Consider the following 22,004-nt stretch of genomic DNA (forward strand, 5'->3'; position numbering starts at 1 on the left):
AAACTTTAAGGCAGGGGCCTCGCCGTGGATGCTGCGTTGGGTCTTCCCGTCCTGGTCGGACTGATCGCCGTCGCGCTGCTGTTCGACTTCTTGAACGGCCTGCATGACGCCGCCAATTCGATCGCGACCATCGTCTCGACCCGCGTGCTGCGGCCGCAATTCGCGGTGTTCTGGGCCGCTTTCTTCAATTTCGTCGCCTTCATGGTGTTCGGGCTGCACGTCGCCCAGACCATAGGCACCGGCATTATCGATCCCTCAATCGTCGATGCCCACGTGATCTTCGCGGCGCTGGTCGGCGCCATCGTCTGGAACCTCGTGACCTGGGCGCTCGGCATCCCGTCTTCGTCGTCGCATGCGCTGATCGGCGGGTTGTTCGGTGCCGGCGTGGCCAAAGCCGGGATTTCGGCGGCGGTCTGGAGCGGATTGTCCAAGACGGTGATCGCCATCGTGCTGTCTCCGCTGGTCGGCTTCCTGCTGGCGATGCTGCTGGTTGCGATCGTCTCCTGGGCCTCGGTGCGATCGACGCCCTTCGCCGTGGATCGCGCCTTCCGCATCCTGCAATTCGCCTCCGCCTCGCTCTATTCGCTCGGCCATGGCGGCAATGACGCGCAGAAGACCATGGGCATCATCGCCGTGCTGCTCTATTCACAGGGCCATCTCGGCAGCGAATTCTCGGTGCCGTTCTGGGTCGTGCTGTCCTGCCAGGCGGCGATGGCGATGGGCACGCTGATGGGCGGCTGGCGCATCGTCCGCACCATGGGCCTGCGCATCACGAAACTGACGCCGATGCAGGGCTTTTGCGCCGAAACTGGCGGCGCCGCGACCCTGTTCATGGCGACCTTCCTCGGGGTTCCCGTCTCGACCACCCACACCATCACCGGCGCCATCGTCGGCGTCGGCGCTGCCCGCCGCCTCTCGGCGGTACGCTGGAACGTCGCCAGCTCGATCGTCTATGCCTGGGTGATCACGATGCCGGCCTCGGCGATCGTCGCCGCGCTGACCTGGTGGGCGGTCAGGATTTTCGTCAAGTAACGAGCTTCAGCCCGATGATACCGGCAACGATCAGTCCGATGCTGGCCAGGCGAAGCGCGGTCGCCGGCTCGCCGAACAGGATGATCCCGAGCGTCGCGGTGCCGACCGCGCCGATGCCGGTCCACACCGCATAGGCGGTCCCGACGGGCAGCGATTTGAGCGCGAGCCCGAGCAGGATGACGCTGCCCGCCATCGCCGCGAGCGTGATGACGGAGGGAACAAGCCTGGTGAAACCCTCGGTGTATTTCAGGCCGATCGCCCAGGTGATCTCGAGAAGACCGGCGACGAACAGGATGCTCCAGGCCATGACGACCCTCCATTCAAGGCAGGGTCGTCCCCGCGGCTGATATGCTGGTGGATAGGAGGGCCGTCCCTCCCAAACGGCGATATGGGGCTGGCCGAAGGGCTCCGCAATTACCACATCAGGCTTGATCCGGCCCATTTTCCCTGCCAAACGCTCCCGCCATGTCCGACATCGCCACCACCACAGCCGAATCGCCGGCCCGTTCCCCGCTTGCCGCTGAAGTGGCGCGGCGGCGCACCTTTGCGATCATCTCCCACCCCGACGCCGGCAAGACCACACTGACCGAAAAGCTGCTGCTGTTCGGCGGCGCCATCAACCTCGCCGGTCAGGTCAAGGCCAAGGGCGAGCGGCGCAACACGCGCTCGGACTGGATGAAGATCGAGCGCGAGCGCGGTATCTCGGTCGTGACGTCCGTGATGACCTTCGAGTTCGAGGGCCTCGTGTTCAACCTGCTGGACACGCCGGGCCACGAGGACTTTTCGGAAGACACCTATCGCACGCTGACGGCCGTCGATTCCGCCGTCATGGTCATCGACGCCGCCAAGGGCATCGAGGCGCGCACCCGAAAACTGTTCGAGGTCTGTCGCCTGCGCGACATTCCGATCATCACCTTCATCAACAAGATGGACCGCGAGAGCCGCGACGTCTTCGAGCTGCTGGACGAGATCGAGAAGACGCTGGCGCTCGACACCACGCCGATGACCTGGCCGGTCGGCCGCGGCCGCGACTTCCTCGGCACCTATGACGTCGTCAATGGCGGCGTGCGCCTGCTCGAAGGCGGGGGCGCCAAGACCGGCGCGGCGCAGCAGATCGAGATCGAGGAGCTTGCCAAGCTCAACGCCAATCTCGACGTCTCCGCGGTGAAGGACGAGCTCGAGCTCGTCACCGAGGCTTCAAAGCCGTTCGAGCTGGAGGCGTTTCGCGAGGGCCACCTGACGCCGGTCTATTTCGGCAGCGCGCTGCGCAATTTCGGCGTCGGCGACCTCCTGGAGGGCCTCGGCAAGTTCGCGCCCGAGCCGCGTGCGCAGGAGAGCGACCAGCGCAAGGTCGAGGCGACCGATCCGCGCATGAGCGCCTTCGTGTTCAAGATCCAGGCGAACATGGATCCGAACCACCGCGACCGCATCGCCTTTGCGCGCCTGTGCTCGGGCAAGCTCAGCCGCGGCATGAAGGCGAAACTGGTGCGCACCGGCAAGAGCATGCCGCTGTCGAGCCCGCAATTCTTCTTCGCGCAGGACCGTTCGGTGGCGGATGAGGCCTTTGCCGGCGACGTCGTCGGCATTCCCAACCACGGCACGCTGCGCATCGGTGATACCCTGACCGAGGGCGAGGATTTCAACTTCGTCGGCGTGCCGAGCTTTGCGCCGGAAATCGTCCGCCGCGTCCGTCTCACCGACGCGATGAAGGCGAAGAAGCTGAAGGAAGCGCTTCAGCAGATGTCGGAAGAGGGCGTCGTCCAGGTATTCCGCCCGCGCGACGGTGCACCGGCGCTGGTCGGCGTGGTCGGCGCGCTCCAGCTCGACGTGCTGAAGGCACGGCTCGAGGCGGAATATTCCCTTCCGGTCGAGTTCGAGGTCAGCGAGTTCCAGCTTGCGCGCTGGGTTTCTTCAGACGATCGCAAGAAGCTCGACACTTTCATCGCCGCCAACACCTCGAGTATCGCCGACGACGTCGATGGTGATCCCGTCTATCTGGCGAGGAACGAGTTCTATCTCGGCTACACCAGGGAACGCGCCGAGGGCATCGAGTTCACCAACGTCAAGGACGTCAAGAAGAAGGGATAACGCGCGCCAAGGCCGCCTAAACGCGAGCATGTGAACGCGCGCGCACTTGACGCTTTCGCGACCAATGCCACCTTTCGTCCACAGTGGCATTGTGAGCTCGCATACCATGTGGCGCGGCATTCTCCTTCTTATACTGCTGGCGATATCGACGGTGGCCGCCGACGCGCAGCGGCGCCAGATCAATCCCATCCCGTTTGCGCATGAACCGTGCAGCGTGCTCGACAACCGGCCCTGCACGCCGTCCTATTGCAGCCCGCTCGAGCCCGGGCCCTGCATTCCCGAGATCGACTATCCTTACGGCCAGAATCTCCAGCTCACGATCGTCAGCGTGCCGTCCGAATCCGACCGCGCCAAATACCGGAAGCCGGATCACGATCTCGATACGATCGGCGACCTCTTCGCCGAATTGCGCACTTGCTGGTCGCCGCCAGCGGACAACGCGCGGGCCGGCATGCAGATGTCGGTGCGCTTCAGCTTCAACAAGGCGGGCGGCCTGATCGGTCCGCCACGCCTCACATACGCCACCGCGGGCGTCCCGGCCGACACCCGCACGACCTATCTGAACGCCATCGATGCTTCGCTGAAGGCCTGCTTGCCGCTGAAATTCACCAGCGGTCTCGGCGGCGCCCTGGCAGGGCGGCCGATCGCGATCCGCTACGTCGACAATCGGCAGCTCGGCAAGTAGCGCATCGGTTGCGACCGACCGCCAATCGATGCTACGCCAGAGGCGGGCGCTGGTTGAGGGGAGGATGTCGTGGGTCTGCTAGTCATGATCCTGGGGCTGGTGCTGTTTTTCGCGGCCCATGTCTTCACAACGAAACGCGAGGCGCGCGCGCAGGCCATCGCGAGGCTGGGCGAGGGGACCTACAAGATCCTTTATGCGCTCGTCTCACTCGCGGGGCTCGCGCTGATCATCTGGGGCTTTGGTCATTACCGTGCGACCGGCTGGATCGACGTCTGGTATCCGCCGAAGGCGATGAAGCACATCACGCTCGCGCTGATGCTGCCCGCGGTCATCCTGGTTGTCGCGTCATACCTGCGCGGCCGCATCTACGCGACGCTGAAACATCCGATGCTGGCCGGCATCAAGCTGTGGGCGGCCGCGCATCTCCTCGCCAATGGCGATCTCGGTTCCATCATCCTGTTCGGCTCGTTCCTGGGCTGGGCGGTGTTTGACCGCATTTCGTTGAAGCATCGCTCCGACAGTGGCGGTCCGCCGATTCCGGTGGGCGGCGCCACCAACGACCTGATCGCGGTCGCGGTCGGCGTCGTTGCGTATCTGGCGCTGGCGTTTGCATTCCATCCTGTCGTGATCGGAGTTCCTGTCGTAGGGGTCTGACAAATGTCCGTCCAATCCGCCATCAGGCGCAAGACCGCGCCCGACCTCCGCATTCGCAAGAATGGCGAGCCGATCGTGATGCTGACCTCCTATCACGCGCACACCGCCGCGCTGGTCGACAGGCACTGCGATGCGATCCTGGTTGGCGATTCCCTTGGCAATGTCATGCATGGCTTCGAGACCACGGTGCCCGTGACGCTTGAGATGATGATCCTGCAGGGCTGCGCGGTGATGCGCGGCTCCAGCCAGGCGCTCGTCGTCGTCGACATGCCGTTCGGCTCCTACGAAGGCTCGAAGGAGCAGGCCTTCCAGTCGGCGGTGCGGATCATGAAGGAGACGCTGTGCGGCGCGGTCAAGCTCGAGGGCGGCGCGCGGATGGCGGAGACGGTGGCGTTTCTCTCCGAGCGCGGCATTCCCGTGATGGGCCATATCGGGCTGACGCCACAGTCGATCAACACGCTTGGCTCGTTCCGCGCGCAGGGCCGCGAGGAGGCGAACTGGGCTCCGATCGAGAACGACGCCAGGGCGATCGCAGAGGCGGGGGCCTTCTCGATCGTGATCGAGGCGGTCGCCGAGCCGCTGGCGAGCAAGATCACGCAATCGATCGCAGTTCCTACCATCGGCATTGGCGCGAGCGCAGCCTGCGACGGCCAGATTTTGGTGCTGGAAGATATGCTCGGCTTGTCGCCGCGGTCGCCGAAATTCGTGCGCCGCTATGGCAATCTCGGGCCGGCGATCGAGGAAGCCATCGCGGGCTATGCGCGCGACGTGAAGAGCCGGGCCTTCCCGGGCCCGGAGCATGTCTACGACATGAAGAAGAGCTGACGAGGGGCGCGCATGGACTGGTCGCAGCACGCACTTCCGTCGATGCGGCTTGAGCCGCGCTTCGGCGACCGCGTCGTGCCGGCCTTTGTGAAGCGGCCGGGCAGCGTTTGGGCGATGATTGCGGAAGCGGTTGCGCAGAACGCCGATGGCGAGGCCCTGATCTGCGGTCATGTCCGTCTGAGCTGGCGCCAGGTCGTCGACCGGGCCGCCCGGATCGCCGAGGGCTTTCGCAAGCTCGGCCTCAAGCGCGGTGATCGCGTGGCCATCCTGCTGGGCAACCGCATCGAATTTCCGCTGCTGCTGTTTGCCGCCGCGCATGAGGGGCTGGTCACGGTTCTGCTCAGCACGCGTCAGCAGAAGCCGGAGATTGCCTATGTGCTCACCGATTGCGGCGCCAAGATCCTGATCCACGAGGCAGGGCTCGCCGGGCGGCTGCCGGATGCGCGGGATGTGCCCGATGTGATCCACCGCGTTGCCGTCGACGACGACCCGCGTGTGTCGCGCTTCGCGGTGCTCGCAGACAACGCCGCGGCCGCCGCGCCCGTCGACGTGAGCGAAGAGGACACGGCGATGATCCTCTACACCTCGGGCACGACGGGCAAGCCAAAGGGCGCGATGCTGGCCCATTGCAACATCTGCATTCCTCGATGGTGTTTGCGTCCTGCCTGCAATTGACGGAGGCGGACCGTTCGATCGCGGCCGTGCCGCTCGGTCACGTCACTGGTGTCGTCGCCAACATCACGACCATGATCCGCAGCAGTGGCGCGCTGATCATCATGCCGGAGTTCAAGGCCGCTGATTATCTCAAGCTCGCTGCGCGCGAGCGCGTCACCTACACGGTGATGGTTCCGGCAATGTACAATCTCTGCCTGCTCCAGCCCGATTTCGACAGCTACGATCTGTCGAGCTGGCGCATCGGCGGCTTTGGCGGCGCGCCGATGCCGGTCGCGACCATCGAGAGGCTCAAGGCGACGATTCCCGGCCTGAAGCTGATGAACTGCTACGGCGCGACCGAGACGACATCGCCCTCGACGATCATGCCGGGCGAACTGACGGCGAGCCATATCGACAGCGTGGGCCTGCCGTGTCCCGGCGCGCGCATCGTCGCGATGGGACCCGATGGGCGCGAGCTGCCCCATGGCGAGATCGGGGAGCTCTGGATTCAGAGCGCCTCCGTCATCAAGGGTTACTGGAACAACCCGAAGGCCACGACCGAGAGCTTCACCGGTGGGTTCTGGCACTCGGGCGATCTGGGGTCAGTCGATGCGGACGGTTTTGTCCGCGTCTTCGACCGCCAGAAGGACATGATCAATCGCGGCGGGTTGAAGATCTATTCCGCGGAGGTCGAGTCCGTGCTGGCGGGCCACCCCGCGGTGATCGAGAGCGCGATCATTGCCAGGGCCTGCCTGGTGCTCGGTGAGCGCGTCCATGCTGTCGTGGTGACCCGCACCCCGGTCGCCGGCGACGTCTTGCGGGCCTGGTGCGCGGAGCGGCTGTCCGACTACAAGGTCCCCGAAACCATGGCGATCACCACCGAGCCGCTGCCGCGCAACGCCAATGGCAAGGTGCTGAAGCGGCAGTTGCGCGAGCACTTGGGAACCTGAGCCGGGCAGGGGCTTCTTCCGGGCTCTCCCGGGTGGTTAACGCCTTGATCGGGCTCGCTTTGCCTTGCCACCGCCATATCGTTAGGCTACCTCGCCGCCACGCGGGGGACGGGATTCCTGACGCGAACGCTGTGGCGCGCGCACCCGGACGGGCATGGGATTAGCATAAGTGTCTGAATTATTTGACGAAGTCGACGAGGAAGTACGTCGCGAACAGCTCAAGAAGCTGTGGGAAAAATATTCGATCTACTTCATCGCCCTGATGGTGCTCATCGTGGCCGCTGTGGGCGGCTGGCGCGGCTACCAGTATCTGGAGGCCAAGAAGGCCGCCGAGGCCGGCGCCGCCTTCGAGAAGGCCGTCGAGCTGTCCGAGCAGGACAAGCATGCGGAGGCCGAGACGGCCTTCACTGAGCTCGCCGCCAAGGCTCCGTCGGGCTATCGCACTCTGGCGCGGCTGCGTGCTGCGGCCGAGGCCGCTAGCCGCGATCCCAAGGCCGCCGCCAAGATGTACGACGACATTGCCGCCGACCGCGGCGTCGGCGGCGAGTGGCAGGATCTGGCGAAGATCCGCGCCGCCGGCCTGCTGGTCGACAGCGCCAGCTACGCCGACATGCAGCAGCGGCTGGAGGCTTCCGCCACACCCAAATCGACCTTCCGCCACAGCGCCCGCGAGTTGCTGGCGCTGTCGGCCTGGCGCAACAACGACACGACCGCAGCCCGCAAATGGCTCGACGCGATCGCAGAGGACGGCGAAACGCCGCCGGGCCTGCGCTCGCGCGCCGAGGCGCTCCAGGCCCTGCTGCCGCCCGTCGCCAAAAGCTGACGGTCCCGAGAGCTGAGACGAGACACCGATATGCGCCGCACGCCACGCTTGATCGCAGCCGCCGTCCTGATCGCCTTCACGGGCGTGCTGGGCGGCTGCTCCAGCTTCGATCCGAGCGACATGCTCGATTTCCTCGACACCAAGAAGAAGCTGCCAGGCGATCGCAAGCCGGTCTTCCCGGAGGGCGTGCCGGGCCTCGAGCAGGGTGTGCCGAAGGACATGTACAAGGGCGCACAGCAGCAGCCCGATCCGAATGCGCCTGCCGTTGCGGCTTTGCCCACGGAGCCGCCGCCTGAGCCGGCCAAGCCGGCGAAGGGTGCGAAGGCGAAAAAGACCAGACAGCCGGCTGCCAGCGCGGCCGCGCCCGCCGATGCGCCTGCCGGCGAAGTCGATGGCGAGGCCCAGCCGGAGGCCGCGCCGCCCGCGGCCGCTCCGCAGCCCAAGCAGAAGATCGTGCGCAAGCGCACCACCGCGCCGCCGCCCGATCAGCCCGTCCAGCAGGCCCAGCCGACCCAGACCACGCAGCAGCAGTCGCAGGGCGGCTTCCCGGCGCCGCTGCCGAGCGGCAGCTTCTCGCGCTAATTATTTCATTGCATTGACAGGCGCGGCCTTCGCAGCGCACGAATGACCGATGTCCTTCACGATTGCCATTATCGGCCGGCCCAATGTCGGCAAATCGACGCTGTTCAACCGCCTGGTTGGGCAAAAGCTCGCGCTCGTCGATGACCTGCCGGGTGTCACCCGCGACCGCCGCGAGGGTGAGGCCAGGCTCGGCGACCTCGAATTCACCATCATCGACACCGCCGGCCTCGACGAGGGCGCCAAGGGCTCGCTGACCGCGCGGATGCAGGAGCAGACCGAGGCCGCGATCGCGCAGGCCGACGCGCTGTTCTTCGTCGTCGATGCCCGCATCGGCCTGACGCCGACCGACCGCGCCTTCGCCGACTTCGCCCGCAGGGCCAACAAGCCGGTGCTGCTGGTCGCCAACAAGAGCGAAGGCAAGCATGGCGATGCCGGCGCGATGGAAGCCTTTGCGCTTGGTCTTGGCGATCCCATCCAGATCTCGGCCGAGCACGGCGAGGGGATGGGCGAGCTTTATGACGCCCTCGCCAAGCTGATGCCGGAGCCCGTCGAGGAGGATGAGGACGAGGACGACGCACCGCTCTCCGAGGAAGAGGCCGCGACGCGCCCGATCCGGGTCGCCATCGTCGGCCGGCCGAATGCCGGCAAGTCGACGCTGATCAACCATTTGCTCGGCGAAGAGCGCCTGCTGACGAGCCCGGAGGCCGGCACCACGCGCGACTCCATCGCGGTCGAGATCAACTGGAAGGGCCGGGATTTTCGCGTGTTCGACACCGCCGGCCTGCGGCGTCGCTCGCGCATCGAGGAGAAGCTCGAAAAGCTCTCGGTCGCCGACGCGCTGCGCGCGGTGCGCTTTGCCGAAGTCGTCGTGCTGATGATGGATACGCAGAACCGCTTCGAGGAGCAGGATCTGCGCATTGCCGATCTGGTCGAGCGCGAGGGCCGCGCGCTCGTGCTCGCCGCCAACAAATGGGACCTGATGGAGACCAAGGGCGGCGGCGCGATCTCGGGCCTGCGCCGCGACGCCGACCACTGGCTGCCGCAGGTCAAGGGCGTGCCGATCGTGGCGGTATCAGGCCTGATGGGCGAGGGCATCGATCGCCTGATGCAGGCGATCCAGGACGCCTACGCAGTCTGGAACAGACGCGTGTCGACGTCCGCGCTCAATCGCTGGTTCGAGCAGGCGGTCCAGGCCAATCCGCCGCCCGCCGTGTCCGGCCGCAGGCTGAAGCTGAACTACATCACGCAGACCAAGGCGCGGCCGCCGAGCTTCGTGCTGTTCTGCTCGCGTGCCGACGCGGTGCCGCAGTCGTACTTGCGCTACCTGACCAATTCCATGCGCGAGGCTTTCGATCTGCCTGGCACGCCCGTGCGCATCACCTTGCGCGAGAAGGCCAACCCCTTCGCTCACAAGCGCAAGCGGCCGTCGTGAGCGGCGATGCCGGCGAGGCGATGGCGCGGGGCGCTGCGCCGGTCCGGCGCGGCGCGGTCGCCTTCATCTTCGTCACCATCCTGCTCGACATGCTCGCGCTCGGCGTGATCATGCCGATCCTGCCAAAGCTCATCGAGAGCTTCGTCGACAACGACACCGCACATGCAGCCCGCATCTTCGGCCTGTTCGGCACCGCCTGGGCGCTGATGCAGTTCGTGTTCTCGCCGGTGCTGGGCGCGCTGTCGGATCGTTTCGGACGGCGGCCGGTGGTGCTGCTGTCGAATTTCGGGCTCGCCGCCGACTACGTGCTGATGGCGCTGGCGCCGTCGCTGGTGTGGCTTTTCATTGGGCGCGTGATCTCCGGCATCACCTCGGCCAGCATCTCGACGGCGTTTGCCTATATTGCCGACATTACGCCGCCGGAGCAGCGCGCGGCGATCTTCGGCAGGATTGGCGCGGCCTTCGGCGCCGGCTTCATCCTGGGCCCGGCGCTCGGCGGCCTGCTCGGCGACATCGATCCGCGCCTGCCGTTCTGGGCGTCGGCGGCTCTAAGTTTCGCCAATGCGCTTTATGGGCTCCTGGTCCTGCCGGAATCGCTGGCGCCCGACAAGCGCGCGCCGTTCCGCTGGACCAGCGCCAATCCGGTCGGGGCGCTGCGTCTGCTGCGTTCCAACGCGATCCTGGCTGCGCTGTCGGTCGTCAACTTCATCGCGCAGGTCGCGCATGTCGTGCTGCCGTCGACCTTCGTGCTCTATGCGACCTATCGCTACGGGTGGGATTCCAAGACGGTCGGGCTGACGCTCGCGATGGTCGGCATCTGCGCCATGGTGGTGCAGGGGCTCGCCATCGGCCCGATCGTGCGCGCGCTCGGCGAGCGGAACACACTGTTGCTGGGCCTGTGCTGTGGTGCGATCGGGTTCGTGATCTTTGGCGCAGCGCCGACCGGACCGCTCTTCTGGATCGGCATTCCCGTGATGTCGCTGTGGGGCATCTCGGGTGCCGCGATGCAATCGCTGATGACGCGGCTGGTCGCACCCGATCAACAGGGTCAGCTGCAGGGCGCAACCGCGAGCGTGCAGAGCGTGTCGCAGCTCGTCGGGCCGTTCCTGTTCACGCTGACGTTTTCATACTTCATCGGCACCAGCGCGCCCTGGCAATTGCCCGGCGCGCCATTCCTCCTCGCGGGCGCGCTGATGGTGGTATGCGTGGCCATCGCGATGCGGACGCTGGCGACAGTCGCATCCGCCCGGCAGACTGGTGGCCGCGAATAGGACGGTTGCGACTGTCGCCAATTCGCAACAGAGATTCCGATTCGTCGGATTCTCGCCAGACGTGCGTACACGGAGCCTTTCGGCGGCGATACTTAGCCTGTTCAATAAATCTGTTGATTCGTTCTTTTTGCAATTGAAGGCCGGGGCCGCCGACGCCTCGGAAGCAAGCCATTCAAATGACGCGCCTGCCGATTCGGATATGGTGTTTCCCTCGGCAGCGCTTGCTGATTTGGCGAGCTGCCGCTGCAATTGCGATCACGGCTACCGTCACGCTGGCTCTGATGGGCGGGGCGTATGCGGCCTGTTCGCCGGCGGCCGACAATAGCCCCAATCCTCCGCCAGGCACGACCATTACATGCTCGGGCGTGACGACCGATCAGAACGGGACCAACGGTTACGGGACGGGCAACCAGACCGGCATTGTCATCAATGTCGATAGCGGTGCCTCTGTCACCGGAAGCGTGAATAGCGGAATCAATATCGGCAACGCTACGGTCAGAAATTCGGGAAGCATCACAGGCGCAACGAACGGTGTCTTCTCTCAAAATGACGTCACCGTCACCAACAACACCGGCGCCACCATCACCGGCACTGTCCTATCCGGCATCGGCTCGAACAACGGCAGTGTGACTGTCGTCAACTCCGGCACGATCACGGGCAACGCAAACGTTGGCGTATTCGCCTTCGTCAACGCCACGGTTACCAACAATGCGGGCGCCACCATCGCCGGCGATCTCGGCGTCAATTCCGGCTATTCCGCCGTCGGGAATGTCACCAATGCCGGCAATATCATCGGCACCTCTTACGGTTTCATTGCCTACGGCACGGGGGTCGTCTCCAACGCTGCGGGCGGTCTGATTTCCGGCGGGATAAGCGGTGTCCAGGCCAACCAATTGTTGAATGTCACCAATGCCGGCACGATTACCGGTACGACCAGCTATGGCCTGGAGGTGACCGGCAATATGGACGTCACCAACGCCGCCGCCGGGACGATTACCGGCGCAACGGCTGCCATCCGCGCCAACAGCGGATCGATTTCGGTAACGAATTTCGGCACCATCTCGAGCCCCACCGGCTTTGCCGCCTCTGCGAATGCCAATCTGACAATAACGAACGGTGTCACTGGAAGCATTACCGGCGGCATGGTTGCCAATTTGGGCTTTGCTCACGTTACCAATCACGGGACCATTTCCGGTCTCAACAATATCGCCATCTTTGCCTTCACCGACGTCAATGTAACCAACGGCGTTGGTGGGCAGATCACGAGCCTGATCAACAACGGAATCTATGCCAGCAATGGCGTCGCAACCGTCGTCAATTCCGGAACCATAAGCGCCGGCGGCTTTGGCTACGCCATTCGCGCCGAGACGAGTGCGGTGGTGACCAACAATGCCGGCGCGCAGATCAGTGGCGGCGATACAGGCGTCCGCGCCAGCCTCGGGTCCGTCTCAGTCATCAACTACGGCTCCATTTCCGGCCTTGCGGGCAACGGCATCTATGCGGGCACGGGCGGATCGGCCGTGTTCAATGCGGGGACCATCACTGGAGGAACGGCCGCGATCCAGTTCGCCGGTAGCGGCAACGTTCTCACGCTCGCGCCGGGATCGGTGATATCGGGCAACGTGCTCGGTGGGGGCAGTGATACGTTCCAACTCGGGGGCAGCGGTGCGGCGACCTTCGATGTCAGCACGTTGGGTGCGGCGGCCCAGTATCGGGGGTTCACGACCTTCAACAAGGTCGACGATTCAGTCTGGACGCTGACTGGCACCGGCTCCTTCTCCGGTGATGTCAATGTCGGCGGCGGGGCGCTGATCGTGAACGGCAACATCGCATCGGCCAGCAATCTCGTTGTCAATGCCGGCGGCACGTTGGGCGGCAACGGCATCGTCGGCAATACCGTCATCAACGGCGGCATTCTGTCTCCAGGCAACTCGGTCGGCACCATCAACGTTCAGGGCAGCCTCGTATTCACGGCCGCCTCGACCTACCTTGTGCAGGTGTCATCGGCGGCTTCCGACCTCACCAATGTGACGGGGGCGGCGACGTTGGCCGGGACGGTTCGGGTTGCGCTCGCCAACGGCACCCTGCGGTTCAATTCGCCCTATACCATCCTGACCGCGGGGGCGCTGAACGGTTCGCGCTTTGATTCGGTGGCGACGCCGACGGGAATTTCCGGTTCGCTGACCTATTCGGGCGGCACGGTGCAGCTTGTTCTGGCCTCGGGCCTTGGGGAGATTGCCGGCCTCAACATCAACCAGCGGGCCGTCGCCACCGCGCTCGACAGGGCGTTCAATTCCTTCGGCAACGTTCCTTCGGCGTTTGGCGGCATCTTCGCCGGCAATGTCCCGGCGAACCTGACACAGGCCTCGGGCGAACTGGCGGCAGGTTCGCAGCAGACAACATTCGACGCGATGAACCTCTTCGTCAATTTGCTGGCCGATCCGTTTACCGCGGGCCGCGACGGGACCGCACCGACGGCCGCTTCATTTGGGAAAGAGGGAGCAGCCGATAGCTATGCCGGCGGTCGCCGCCGGCCCGGTGCCGAGCGTGACGCCTACGCCATGATCGCCAAGACGCCGAGCGCGATCGATTTCGGCCAGCGCTGGAGCGTGTGGGGCGCGGGCTATGGGGGCTCGCAGACCACCGACGGCAATGCCGTACAGGGATCGAACACGTCCACCAGCCGCATCGCTGGAACGGCCGTCGGCGCCGATTATCGGATCTCTCCATTCACCCAGGTCGGGTTCGCCTTGGCCGGCGGCGGTACCAACTTCGTCGTCGCCAACGGTCTCGGTTCGGGACGCTCCGACCTGTTCCAGGCCGGTGCATTCGTTCGTCATACGGCCGGCGCCGCGTATGTCTCCGGCGCCCTGGCCTATGGCTGGCAGGATATCACGACGAACCGGACGGTCACGATTGCGGGCAGTGACCAGTTGCGTGCGCAGTTCAACGCCAATGCGTGGGCGGGGCGTATCGAGGGCGGCTATCGCCTCATCACCCCATGGGCCGGCATCGGCCTCACGCCCTATGCCGCCGCGCAATTCGCGACCTTCGAGCTGCCGGGCTATGCCGAACGGGCAATAGTCGGTGCCAACACCTTTGCGCTGGCCTATGCGGCCAAGACCGCTACCTCGCCGCGCTCCGAATTGGGATTCCGCACCGACCGATCGTTGGCATTGCCGGGAGCGATCCTCACCCTGCGCAGCCGCTTCGGCTGGGCACATGACCACAATATCGATCGCGGCATCGCCGCCACTTTCCAGGCGTTGCCGGGCGCATCCTTCGTCGTCGGCGGTGCATCGCCTGCGCGAGACGCGGCGCTCACCTCGGCAACCGCCGAGGTGAAATGGCTGAACGGTTTCTCGCTCGCCGGGACCTTTGAGGGTGAGTTCTCGAACGTCACCACAAGCTACTCCGGAAAGGGCGTGGTGCGCTATGCCTGGTAGGAAGCGCTCGTCCGCGTTGTAGAGACGCGACGTGGAGAAATGGCGCGAGCGGCGCCTTGCCCGCCGGTAGCAGGCCCCAAACGCAAATGCCCGGGACATCGAGCGCGCAGACGCGCTTCGCGCTCTCGCCCGGGCATGTCGTCGTAGAGCCTGTGCGCGTCCGCTACGCGATCACTTCTTCACCAGCGGGCACTCGCTCGCCTCGAGCGGCTTGGCCGCATCTTCCGGCGCGATGGTGGCCACCAGCTTGTAGTAATCCCACGGCCCCTTCGACTCTTCCGGCTTCTTCACCTCGAAGAGATAGGCCGGGATGAGGCGGCGGCCGTCGGCGCGCAGCGGGCCCTTGCCGAACAGCGGATCGTCGGTCGGCAGCTCCTTCATCTTGGCGACGACCTTGGCGCCGTCATGCGGATTGCCGCCGAGCGCGTCCATTGCCTTCAGGTAGTGCAGGATTTCCGCATAGAGGCCCGCCACCGTCATCGAGGGCATCGAGCCCTTGGGCGACACTTTCTGGAAGCGCTTCGACCATTCGCGGGTCTGATCGTTGAGGTCCCAGTAGAAGGACTCGGTGAAGGTCAGCCCCTGTGCCGTTTTCAGGCCCAGCGAATGCACGTCGTTGATGAACAGCAGCAGCGCGGCGAGCTTCTGGCCGCCGGCCACGATGCCGAACTCGGCCGCCTGCTTGATCGCGTTGGTGGTGTCGCCGCCGGCGTTGGCAAGGCCAATGACCTTGGCCTTCGACGACTGCGCCTGCAGCAGGAAGGAGGAGAAGTCGGAGGAGTTGAGCGGATGCTTGACGCCGCCGAGCACCTTGCCGCCGGTGGCCGTGACGACGGCGCTGGTGTCACGCTCCAGCGCGTGGCCGAAGGCGTAGTCCGCGGTCAGGAAGAACCAGCTGTCGCCGCCGGCTTTGGTCAGGGCCTTGCCGGTGCCGTTGGCGAGCATGTAGGTGTCGTAGGTGAAGGAGACGGTGTTGGGCGTGCAGGCCTTGCCGGTGAGGTCGGCCGTGGCGGCGCCCGAATTGAGCAGCACCGAATTCTTATCCTTGACGAGGTTGCTCACCGCGAGTGCAACGCCGGAGCTCGGCGTGTCGGCGATGGCGTCGACCTTGTCGGCATCGATCCATTGCCGGGCGATGTTGACGCCGATGTCGGGCTTGTTCTGGTGATCACCCGAGAGGACATCGATGGTCCAGCCCTTGGCCTTCAGGCCGGAATCCTCGACCGCCATTTTCACCGCGGCGACCGAGTTCGGGCCGCCGATGTCGGCATAGAGGCTCGACATGTCGTTCAAGACGCCGATCTTGACGGTCTTGTCTTGCGCGAAGGCGGATGTGGAAAAACCGAAGGCGGCACAGGCCAGAAGGGCCGCGGAGCGGCGCGCGAATGTCGTCATAATAGATTCCCTCCATTGTCAAACATGCGGACGGCTCTCTTGCGGAGCCTTGGTCCGGCTGATCGCTCTACCGTGTCCCACGGCCGGCGGCAATGCGCCTAAAGCCGGATGACGCTGCGTCGTTACGTCATCCGTCGGTTAACTTTTGGGCAAAATGCGTTGAGGCGCTATTTGAGCGCGTCCGACGTCAGCTTGAATTTCTGGATGCGCTTTCCGGTATCGACCTCGGCGGTATAGACGTTACCCTTGGCGTCGATCGCCATGGCGTGCACCCAGTGGAATTGACCGGCATTGCGGCCGTTGCGCCCGAAGCTGCCGACCACGCTGCCGTCGTCGCGCCTGATCACCCTGATCTCGTTGTTCTCGCCGTCGGCGCTGAGCAGCCAGGTTTGCTTTGGATCGGGCCAGATCGCGATGTCCCACACCGCGCCGTTGCCGAGCGTGTTCTTCTCGAAGAAGAACTCCTTCACGAAGGTGCCGTCCTTCCTGAATACCTGGATGCGGTTGTTGATGCGGTCGCAGACATAGACGAGCCCGTCATTGGCGAGCTTCACGCAATGGACGGGATTTCCGAATTGCTGCGCAACCGGCGCCTTGGGGTCGTAGGGACCTTGCTTGTCGTCGTTGGGCTTGTTGCCGTAGGCGCCCCAGTGCCGCTTGTAGGCGAGCGTCGTCGCGTCGAAGACGATGACGCGGCGGTTGCCATAGCCGTCGGCGACGTAGATCTCGTTCGCCGCCTTGTCGATCGCGGTCTCCGCGGGCTTGCCGAGTTGCGTGGTGTCGTTGCTGCCGAGGCTCGGCGCGATCTTGCCGATCTGGGCGACGAACTTGCCGTCGAGCGTGAACTTCAAAATGGCGTTGTCATTGTCGGCGTTGCCGCCGACCCAGACGAAGCCGCGCTCGTCGACCTCGATGCCGTGCTCGCGGCCGACCCATTCGTAGCCTTCGCCCAGGCCGCCCCAGGACCGCAGCAGGTTGCCGTCGGTGTCGAATTCGAGCACGGGCGGCGCCGAGACGCAGCATTTCGAGCGCGGCGGATTGAGGCTTGCGCCTTTCTCGTCATCGGTGAGCGAGCGCGGGCGATGGATCACCCAGATGTGGCCCTGCCAGTCGACCGTGATGCCGCCGACCTGGCCGAGGATCCAGTTGTTCGGCAGCGGCTTTGGCCAGGCGGGATCGACGGCGAAGGTCGGGACATCGCCGGCGGTCGCAACGCCCGGAAGCGCAAATGTGAGTGCCGCGATCAGGATGGAGAAGGCGTGAGACACGCGTGCGAGCGCACGGTCAACGCGTCCGCGATCATGCGATGGTGCCATCGCAACCTCCCTTTTTTTGGCCTGCGGCTTGCTGCCGCTTGAGCACGGGCAGTCAATCGCGGGGAGGAGGCCAAGTCAATTGGCCAAGCCAATCAGGTCAATCAGGCCGGCGGGCGGAAGCTCATCAAGGTTCGCGTCTTGTAGTCGTAGAACTTGCCGGTCTCGGTCCAATCAGGCGCGCACATCGGCACGATGAATTCGGCGACCTGCTCGGCGGTGTCGAGCGTCGCGGGATCCTCGCCCGGCATCAAGGTGGCGCGCATGCGGGTGCGGACCGGGCCGGGGTTGAACAGGTTGACACGAAGAGGCGTGTTCGCGGTCTCCTGCGCCCAGGCGCGCGCCAGCGTTTCCAGCGCGGCCTTGGAGGCGGCGTAGGGGCTGACATAGGCGGTCGCCTTGTTGGCGGCGCCCGAGGTGATGAACACGGCGCGGCCGGCATCGGACTGCTTCAGCAGCGGCTCCATGCAGCGGATGAGCTGGAAGTTGGCGGAGACGTTGACGGCCATGACGTCGTTGAAGGCCTTCAGCTCGATATGGCCAATTGGCGAGGAGGGGCCGAGCACGCCGGCATTGCCGACGAGGATGTCGAGCTTGCCGTAGCGCTCGTGCAGGCCTGCGCCCAGCCGCGCGATGCCGTCGGAATCGGTGAGGTTGAGCGGTACCAGCGTGGCGCTGCCGCCCTCTTTCCGGATCTCGTCGTCGAGCTCTTCCAGCCCGCCCTGCGTACGCGCCACCGCGACGATGTGTGCGCCGGCCTTCGCCAGCGCCTTGGCCGTGGCGAAGCCGATGCCGCGCGAGGCGCCGGTGACGAGAGCGATGCGGTCGGCGAGGGGATTTGTCATGGCGGGGTTTTACAGCCGTGGATGGCCGGGACAAGCCCCCCGCATCCCCGTCATTCCGGGGCGCGCGTAGCGCGAACCCGGAATCTCGAGATCCCGGGTTCGGTCCTTACGGACCGCCCCGGGATGACGGCTTCGCCGTCAGCTCGCCTCCGCCAGCAGCGACAATTGCCGGGGCTGCTGCTCGGTCTGGGTCTGGTCGGTGAGGTGGGTCGGATACGCCCCGGTGAAGCAGTGATCCGAGAACTTCGGATTGGCCGGGTCGCGGCCGGGCTCGCCCATGGCGCGGTACATGCCGTCGATCGACAGGAAGGCGAGCGAGTCGGCGCCGATGATCTCGCGCATTTCCTCCAGCGAATGCGTTGCGGCCAGCAGGCCGCCGCGGTCCGGCAGGTCGATGCCGTAATAATCGGGATAGAGGATCGGCGGCGAGGCGAGGCGGAAATGCACTTCCTTCGCGCCTGCATCGCGCATCATGCGCACGATCTTCTTCGAGGTGGTGCCGCGCACCAGCGAGTCGTCGATCAGGATGATGCGCTTGCCTTCGATCGCGGCGCGGTTGGCCGAATGCTTCATGCGCACGCCGGATTCGCGGATTGCCTGCGTCGGCTGGATGAAGGTGCGGCCGACATAGTGGTTGCGGATGATGCCGAGCTCGAACGGCACGCCGGAATGCTGGCTGTAGCCGACAGCGGCGGGCACGCCGGAATCCGGCACCGGCACGACGACGTCGATCGGCACGTGGCTCTCGCGCGCGAGCTGCGCACCAAAGGCCTTGCGCACCTCGTAGACCGAGCGGCCGTGGACGATGGAATCCGGACGGGAGAAATAGATGTATTCGAAGATGCAGGGACGCGGCGCCATCGGCGGGAACGGCTTGTGGATGTCCTGGCCGTTCTCGTCGAACACGATGACTTCGCCCGGCTCGATGTCGCGGATGAAGCGCGCGCCGATGATGTCGAGCGCGCAGGTCTCCGACGTCAGGATCGGGCAGCCATCGAGCTCACCGAGCACCAGGGGGCGGATGCCGCGCGGGTCGCGCGCGCCGACCAGCTTCTTGTTGGTCAGCGAGACCAGCGCATAGGCGCCCTCGATCTCGCGCAGCGCGTCGATATAGCGCTCGATGAAGCGGCTGCGCCGGGAGCGCGCGACGAGGTGCAGGATCACCTCGGTGTCGGTGGTCGACTGCATCATCGCGCCGTTCCTCACGAGCTCGCGGCGCAGCGTCAGGCCGTTGGTGAGGTTGCCGTTATGGGCGACCGCAAGGCCGCCGGCGTTGAGTTCGGCGAACAGCGGCTGCACGTTGCGCAGGATGGTCGCGCCGGTGGTGGAGTAGCGGACATGGCCGACCGCCGTGTTGCCGGGCAGGCGGTCGATCACCTCGCGGCGGGAGAAAGTGTCGCCGACGAGGCCGAGGCGGCGTTCGCTGTGAAAGCGGCTGCCGTCATAGGAGACGATGCCGGCGGCTTCCTGGCCGCGGTGCTGAAGGGCGTGGAGGCCGAGGGCGGTGATGGCGGCGGCGTCGGGGTGGCCGTAGATGCCGAATACGCCGCATTCCTCGCGGAGCGTATCCCCCTCCAGATCGTCCTGAAGCTCTAGCGCGGCCGGGCTCAAACCGGCTTTTGGATCGAGATCAAGTTGGGCGTCCTGGTCAGGGTGTCGCATCTCGTCCGCGCCTCTCTTTAGGGCCTAATCAACGCGCCGCAGGTTTCTCGATCAGCTTTTTCAGGCTGTCACGAGCAGGTTTACTGTATCCGTCGCCACTGCCCGAAGGCTGCTGCTCGGAATCAGCTTGATCATCATCTGGTTTGTTTTTCTTGAATCTCTTCAAGATGGTGTTCTCGGGGTCGTCCGGCAAGAGCGCCATCAGCCAATCGCCGGTTCCCTGGAGCACCACGCGGGATTTCGCCCCCGTAACCCAGTCCGGGCGCTGCTTGTCCGGCACCAGCCAGGTGAAGAACAGGAAGGCGACCACGACGATCAAAAGGCCGCGAGCCAGCCCGAACAGGAAGCCGAGGGTGCGGTCCAGCGCGCCGATCCGCGAATCCAGGATCATGTCGGAGATCCGGACGGTGATCACGGAGACCACGACCAGGGTACCGACGAACACGCCGGCGACCACGACCACACTCGCGACCGTGTCGTTGTTGAAATAGGTCTTTGCGGTCGGCAGCAGCTTGGAGAAGGAGTACAGCGTCACGATCGCCGCCGCGCCCCAGGCTGCGATCGACAGGATTTCGCGCATGAAGCCGCGGACCATCGCAAGCAGGCCCGAGATCAGCATCACACCGAGCAGGATCAGGTCGAGGAGTGTTACTGGCATCGGCTGGTCTGGTCCGCTCGTACTTCAAAGGTGCTCAGCGAATCGGTGTTTGGCCGCCGTCCTAAAAGAGGGGCAGACGGCGTTCCCGGCAAGGCCGCAACCACGCAATCCCATGCTGCTTTTGTGACGGCTGTATAGCGGCGGGGGCCGGGGACGTCACCTCCGGCTACCCCTCTCCGCGGCGGAATCTTGCCGGTGTGGCATTTTTCTCTGCCGATCCGGCGGATTCGCCCCGACGGGAGCCGCGAGCGGCGATCTCAGCCACCAAAGTCGTCAGGCTGTTCACCGCGTTGAGCGACAGTCCGGCGTCGCCGCCGGCTTCGCCCCGGGCCGATTCGGGCAGCACGGCGCGCTGGAAGCCGAGTTTTGCCGCTTCCTTCAGCCGGGCGGGGGTCTGCGCCACCGGACGGACCACGCCTGAGAGCGAAATCTCGCCGAAATAGACTGCATCCGTGGGTAACTGCGCATTAACCAGGGACGACACCAGTGCCGCCGCCGCGGCGAGGTCGGCCGCCGGCTCGTGGATGCGCAAGCCGCCGGCGACGTTCAGATAGACGTCATGGCCGGACAGCTTGACCCCGCAATGGGCTTCCAGCACCGCCAGCACCATCGAGAGGCGGCTCGGGTCCCAGCCGACCACGGCCCGGCGCGGGGTGCCGAGCGAGGTTGGTGCGACCAGTGCCTGCAATTCGACCAGGACCGGCCTCGTCCCCTCGATGCCCGCAAACACGGCGGTGCCCGGCGTGCCGAGATCGCGCTCCGACAGGAACAGTTCGGAGGGGTTGGTGACCTCGCGCAGACCAAGGCCGGTCATCTCGAACACGCCGATCTCGTCGGTTGGCCCGAAGCGGTTCTTGACGGCGCGCAGGATGCGGAATTGCTGCGAGCCTTCGCCCTCGAACGACATCACGGCATCGACCATGTGCTCGACCACGCGGGGGCCTGCGATCTGGCCGTCCTTGGTGACGTGGCCGACCAGGATGATGGCGGCGCCGGTTTTCTTGGCGAAACGGATCAACGCCTGCGCCGAAGCGCGCACCTGCGTGACGGTGCCGGGCGCGGATTCCACGGTGTCGGTCCACATGGTCTGGATCGAGTCGATCACGATCAGGCGGGGAACCGCGCCCTCCGACAGGGTCGAGACGATGTCCTCGACCGAGGTCTCGGCCGCAAGCTGCACCGGAGCGTCCGACAGGCCGAGCCGCGCGGCACGCAGCCGCACCTGGGCGATGGCTTCTTCGCCGGAGATGTACACGATCCGATGCCCGGCGCGCGCCATCAGACTGGTCGCCTGCGTCAGCAGCGTCGACTTGCCGATGCCCGGATCGCCGCCGACGAGGAGCACCGAGCCGCGGACGAAGCCGCCGCCGGTGACGCGGTCGAGCTCGGTCATCCCCGAGGACAGGCGCGGCGCGTCCGGGCTCTTGCCGGCAAGGCTCTCCAGCGCAAAGGTCCGGCCCTTGCGCTTGGAGCGGATCGAGACCGGCACGCTGCCGCTCGTGTCCTCCTCGGCGAGCGTATTCCACTCGCCGCAGGACTCGCACTTGCCCTGCCAGCGGTTATAGGCCGCGCCGCAGTTCTGGCAGACGAAGGAAAGCGTGTTCTTGGCCATGGGGACAGTTGAGTCGGGGGTCTTGATGTCAGCTGATAGCACGGAATGGCGGGCCGCGAGGCCGATCGCCCGCGCGC

At 65.4% G+C, this 22,004-nt stretch carries 17 protein-coding genes and 1 pseudogene; 11 read left to right on the top strand and 7 right to left on the bottom strand.

Features of this window, described 5'->3' with window-relative positions; translation table 11 throughout:
• Positions 1-24: 24 nt before the first annotated feature.
• The gene (locus AAFG50_RS19105) at positions 25-1,032 is read left to right on the top strand and encodes an inorganic phosphate transporter (RefSeq protein ID WP_011086819.1); all 1,008 of its coding nucleotides are present in this window, start codon (positions 25-27) and stop codon (positions 1,030-1,032) included.
• Here the strand turns inward: AAFG50_RS19105 and sugE are convergent.
• Positions 1,025-1,339, bottom strand: a complete 315-nt coding sequence (sugE, locus tag AAFG50_RS19110; RefSeq protein ID WP_028171053.1) for a quaternary ammonium compound efflux SMR transporter SugE — start codon at positions 1,337-1,339, stop codon at positions 1,025-1,027. The two genes, AAFG50_RS19105 and sugE, sit on opposite strands and share 8 nt — an antisense overlap.
• Before the next feature lie 158 nt (positions 1,340-1,497).
• Between sugE and AAFG50_RS19115 the strand changes: the two genes are divergently transcribed.
• The 10 genes and pseudogenes from AAFG50_RS19115 (at position 1,498) to AAFG50_RS19160 (ending at position 14,442) form a co-directional block, all read left to right on the top strand.
• Positions 1,498-3,120: a peptide chain release factor 3 gene (locus AAFG50_RS19115; RefSeq protein ID WP_011086821.1), complete on the top strand. Its 1,623-nt coding sequence runs from the start codon at positions 1,498-1,500 to the stop codon at positions 3,118-3,120.
• Positions 3,121-3,226: 106 nt separating this feature from the next.
• Positions 3,227-3,805 carry a hypothetical protein gene (locus tag AAFG50_RS19120; protein WP_028171054.1) on the top strand — a complete coding sequence of 193 codons (579 nt, stop codon included), beginning with the start codon at positions 3,227-3,229 and terminating at the stop codon, positions 3,803-3,805.
• Positions 3,806-3,874: 69 nt separating this feature from the next.
• Positions 3,875-4,459 carry an NnrU family protein gene (locus tag AAFG50_RS19125; protein WP_028171055.1) on the top strand — a complete coding sequence of 195 codons (585 nt, stop codon included), beginning with the start codon at positions 3,875-3,877 and terminating at the stop codon, positions 4,457-4,459.
• 3 nt (positions 4,460-4,462) lie between these two features.
• The gene (gene panB, locus AAFG50_RS19130) at positions 4,463-5,284 is read left to right on the top strand and encodes a 3-methyl-2-oxobutanoate hydroxymethyltransferase (protein WP_028171056.1); all 822 of its coding nucleotides are present in this window, start codon (positions 4,463-4,465) and stop codon (positions 5,282-5,284) included.
• Between the two features lie 12 nt (positions 5,285-5,296).
• A pseudogene (locus AAFG50_RS19135) lies at positions 5,297-6,888 on the top strand (class I adenylate-forming enzyme family protein).
• Between the two features lie 169 nt (positions 6,889-7,057).
• Entirely contained in the window at positions 7,058-7,711 is a 654-nt protein-coding gene (locus AAFG50_RS19140; RefSeq protein WP_011086826.1) for a tetratricopeptide repeat protein, read from the top strand.
• Positions 7,712-7,741: 30 nt separating this feature from the next.
• On the top strand, positions 7,742-8,293 hold the full coding sequence (locus tag AAFG50_RS19145; protein ID WP_028171058.1) for a hypothetical protein: 552 nt from the start codon (positions 7,742-7,744) through the stop codon (positions 8,291-8,293).
• A gap of 49 nt (positions 8,294-8,342) precedes the next feature.
• A complete protein-coding gene (der, locus tag AAFG50_RS19150; protein ID WP_028171059.1) occupies positions 8,343-9,725 on the top strand; it encodes a ribosome biogenesis GTPase Der in 1,383 nt (460 codons plus the stop codon).
• Complete coding sequence (locus AAFG50_RS19155) at positions 9,722-10,996, top strand: tetracycline resistance MFS efflux pump (RefSeq protein WP_028171060.1); 1,275 nt, start codon at positions 9,722-9,724, stop codon at positions 10,994-10,996. Before der ends, AAFG50_RS19155 begins: the two co-directional genes overlap by 4 nt.
• Positions 10,997-11,172: 176 nt before the next feature.
• Positions 11,173-14,442: an autotransporter domain-containing protein gene (locus tag AAFG50_RS19160; RefSeq protein WP_231166700.1), complete on the top strand. Its 3,270-nt coding sequence runs from the start codon at positions 11,173-11,175 to the stop codon at positions 14,440-14,442.
• Positions 14,443-14,613: 171 nt separating this feature from the next.
• On the opposite strand, the gene AAFG50_RS19165 is transcribed toward AAFG50_RS19160, so the two are convergent.
• The 6 genes from AAFG50_RS19165 to radA all read right to left on the bottom strand — a co-directional run bounded on the left by AAFG50_RS19165 (position 14,614) and on the right by radA (position 21,927).
• The gene (locus tag AAFG50_RS19165; RefSeq protein ID WP_028171062.1) at positions 14,614-15,840 is read right to left on the bottom strand and encodes an ABC transporter substrate-binding protein; all 1,227 of its coding nucleotides are present in this window, start codon (positions 15,838-15,840) and stop codon (positions 14,614-14,616) included.
• Between the two features lie 164 nt (positions 15,841-16,004).
• Positions 16,005-17,153, bottom strand: a complete 1,149-nt coding sequence (locus tag AAFG50_RS19170; RefSeq protein WP_011086834.1) for a hypothetical protein — start codon at positions 17,151-17,153, stop codon at positions 16,005-16,007.
• 101 nt (positions 17,154-17,254) lie between these two features.
• A complete protein-coding gene (locus AAFG50_RS19175; protein WP_011086835.1) occupies positions 17,255-17,995 on the bottom strand; it encodes an SDR family NAD(P)-dependent oxidoreductase in 741 nt (246 codons plus the stop codon).
• A 138-nt stretch (positions 17,996-18,133) separates the two neighbouring features.
• On the bottom strand, positions 18,134-19,657 hold the full coding sequence (purF, locus tag AAFG50_RS19180; protein ID WP_028171063.1) for an amidophosphoribosyltransferase: 1,524 nt from the start codon (positions 19,655-19,657) through the stop codon (positions 18,134-18,136).
• A gap of 28 nt (positions 19,658-19,685) precedes the next feature.
• A complete protein-coding gene (locus AAFG50_RS19185) occupies positions 19,686-20,315 on the bottom strand; it encodes a CvpA family protein (protein ID WP_011086837.1) in 630 nt (209 codons plus the stop codon).
• Between the two features lie 166 nt (positions 20,316-20,481).
• Positions 20,482-21,927, bottom strand: coding sequence for a DNA repair protein RadA (gene radA, locus AAFG50_RS19190; RefSeq protein WP_028171064.1), 1,446 nt, complete (start codon positions 21,925-21,927; stop codon positions 20,482-20,484).
• Positions 21,928-22,004 lie beyond the last annotated feature (77 nt).

Origin of the sequence: Bradyrhizobium sp. B039, assembly GCF_038965675.1 — a bacterium.
In the GTDB taxonomy this organism is placed as follows: Bacteria; Pseudomonadota; Alphaproteobacteria; order Rhizobiales; family Xanthobacteraceae; genus Bradyrhizobium; species Bradyrhizobium diazoefficiens.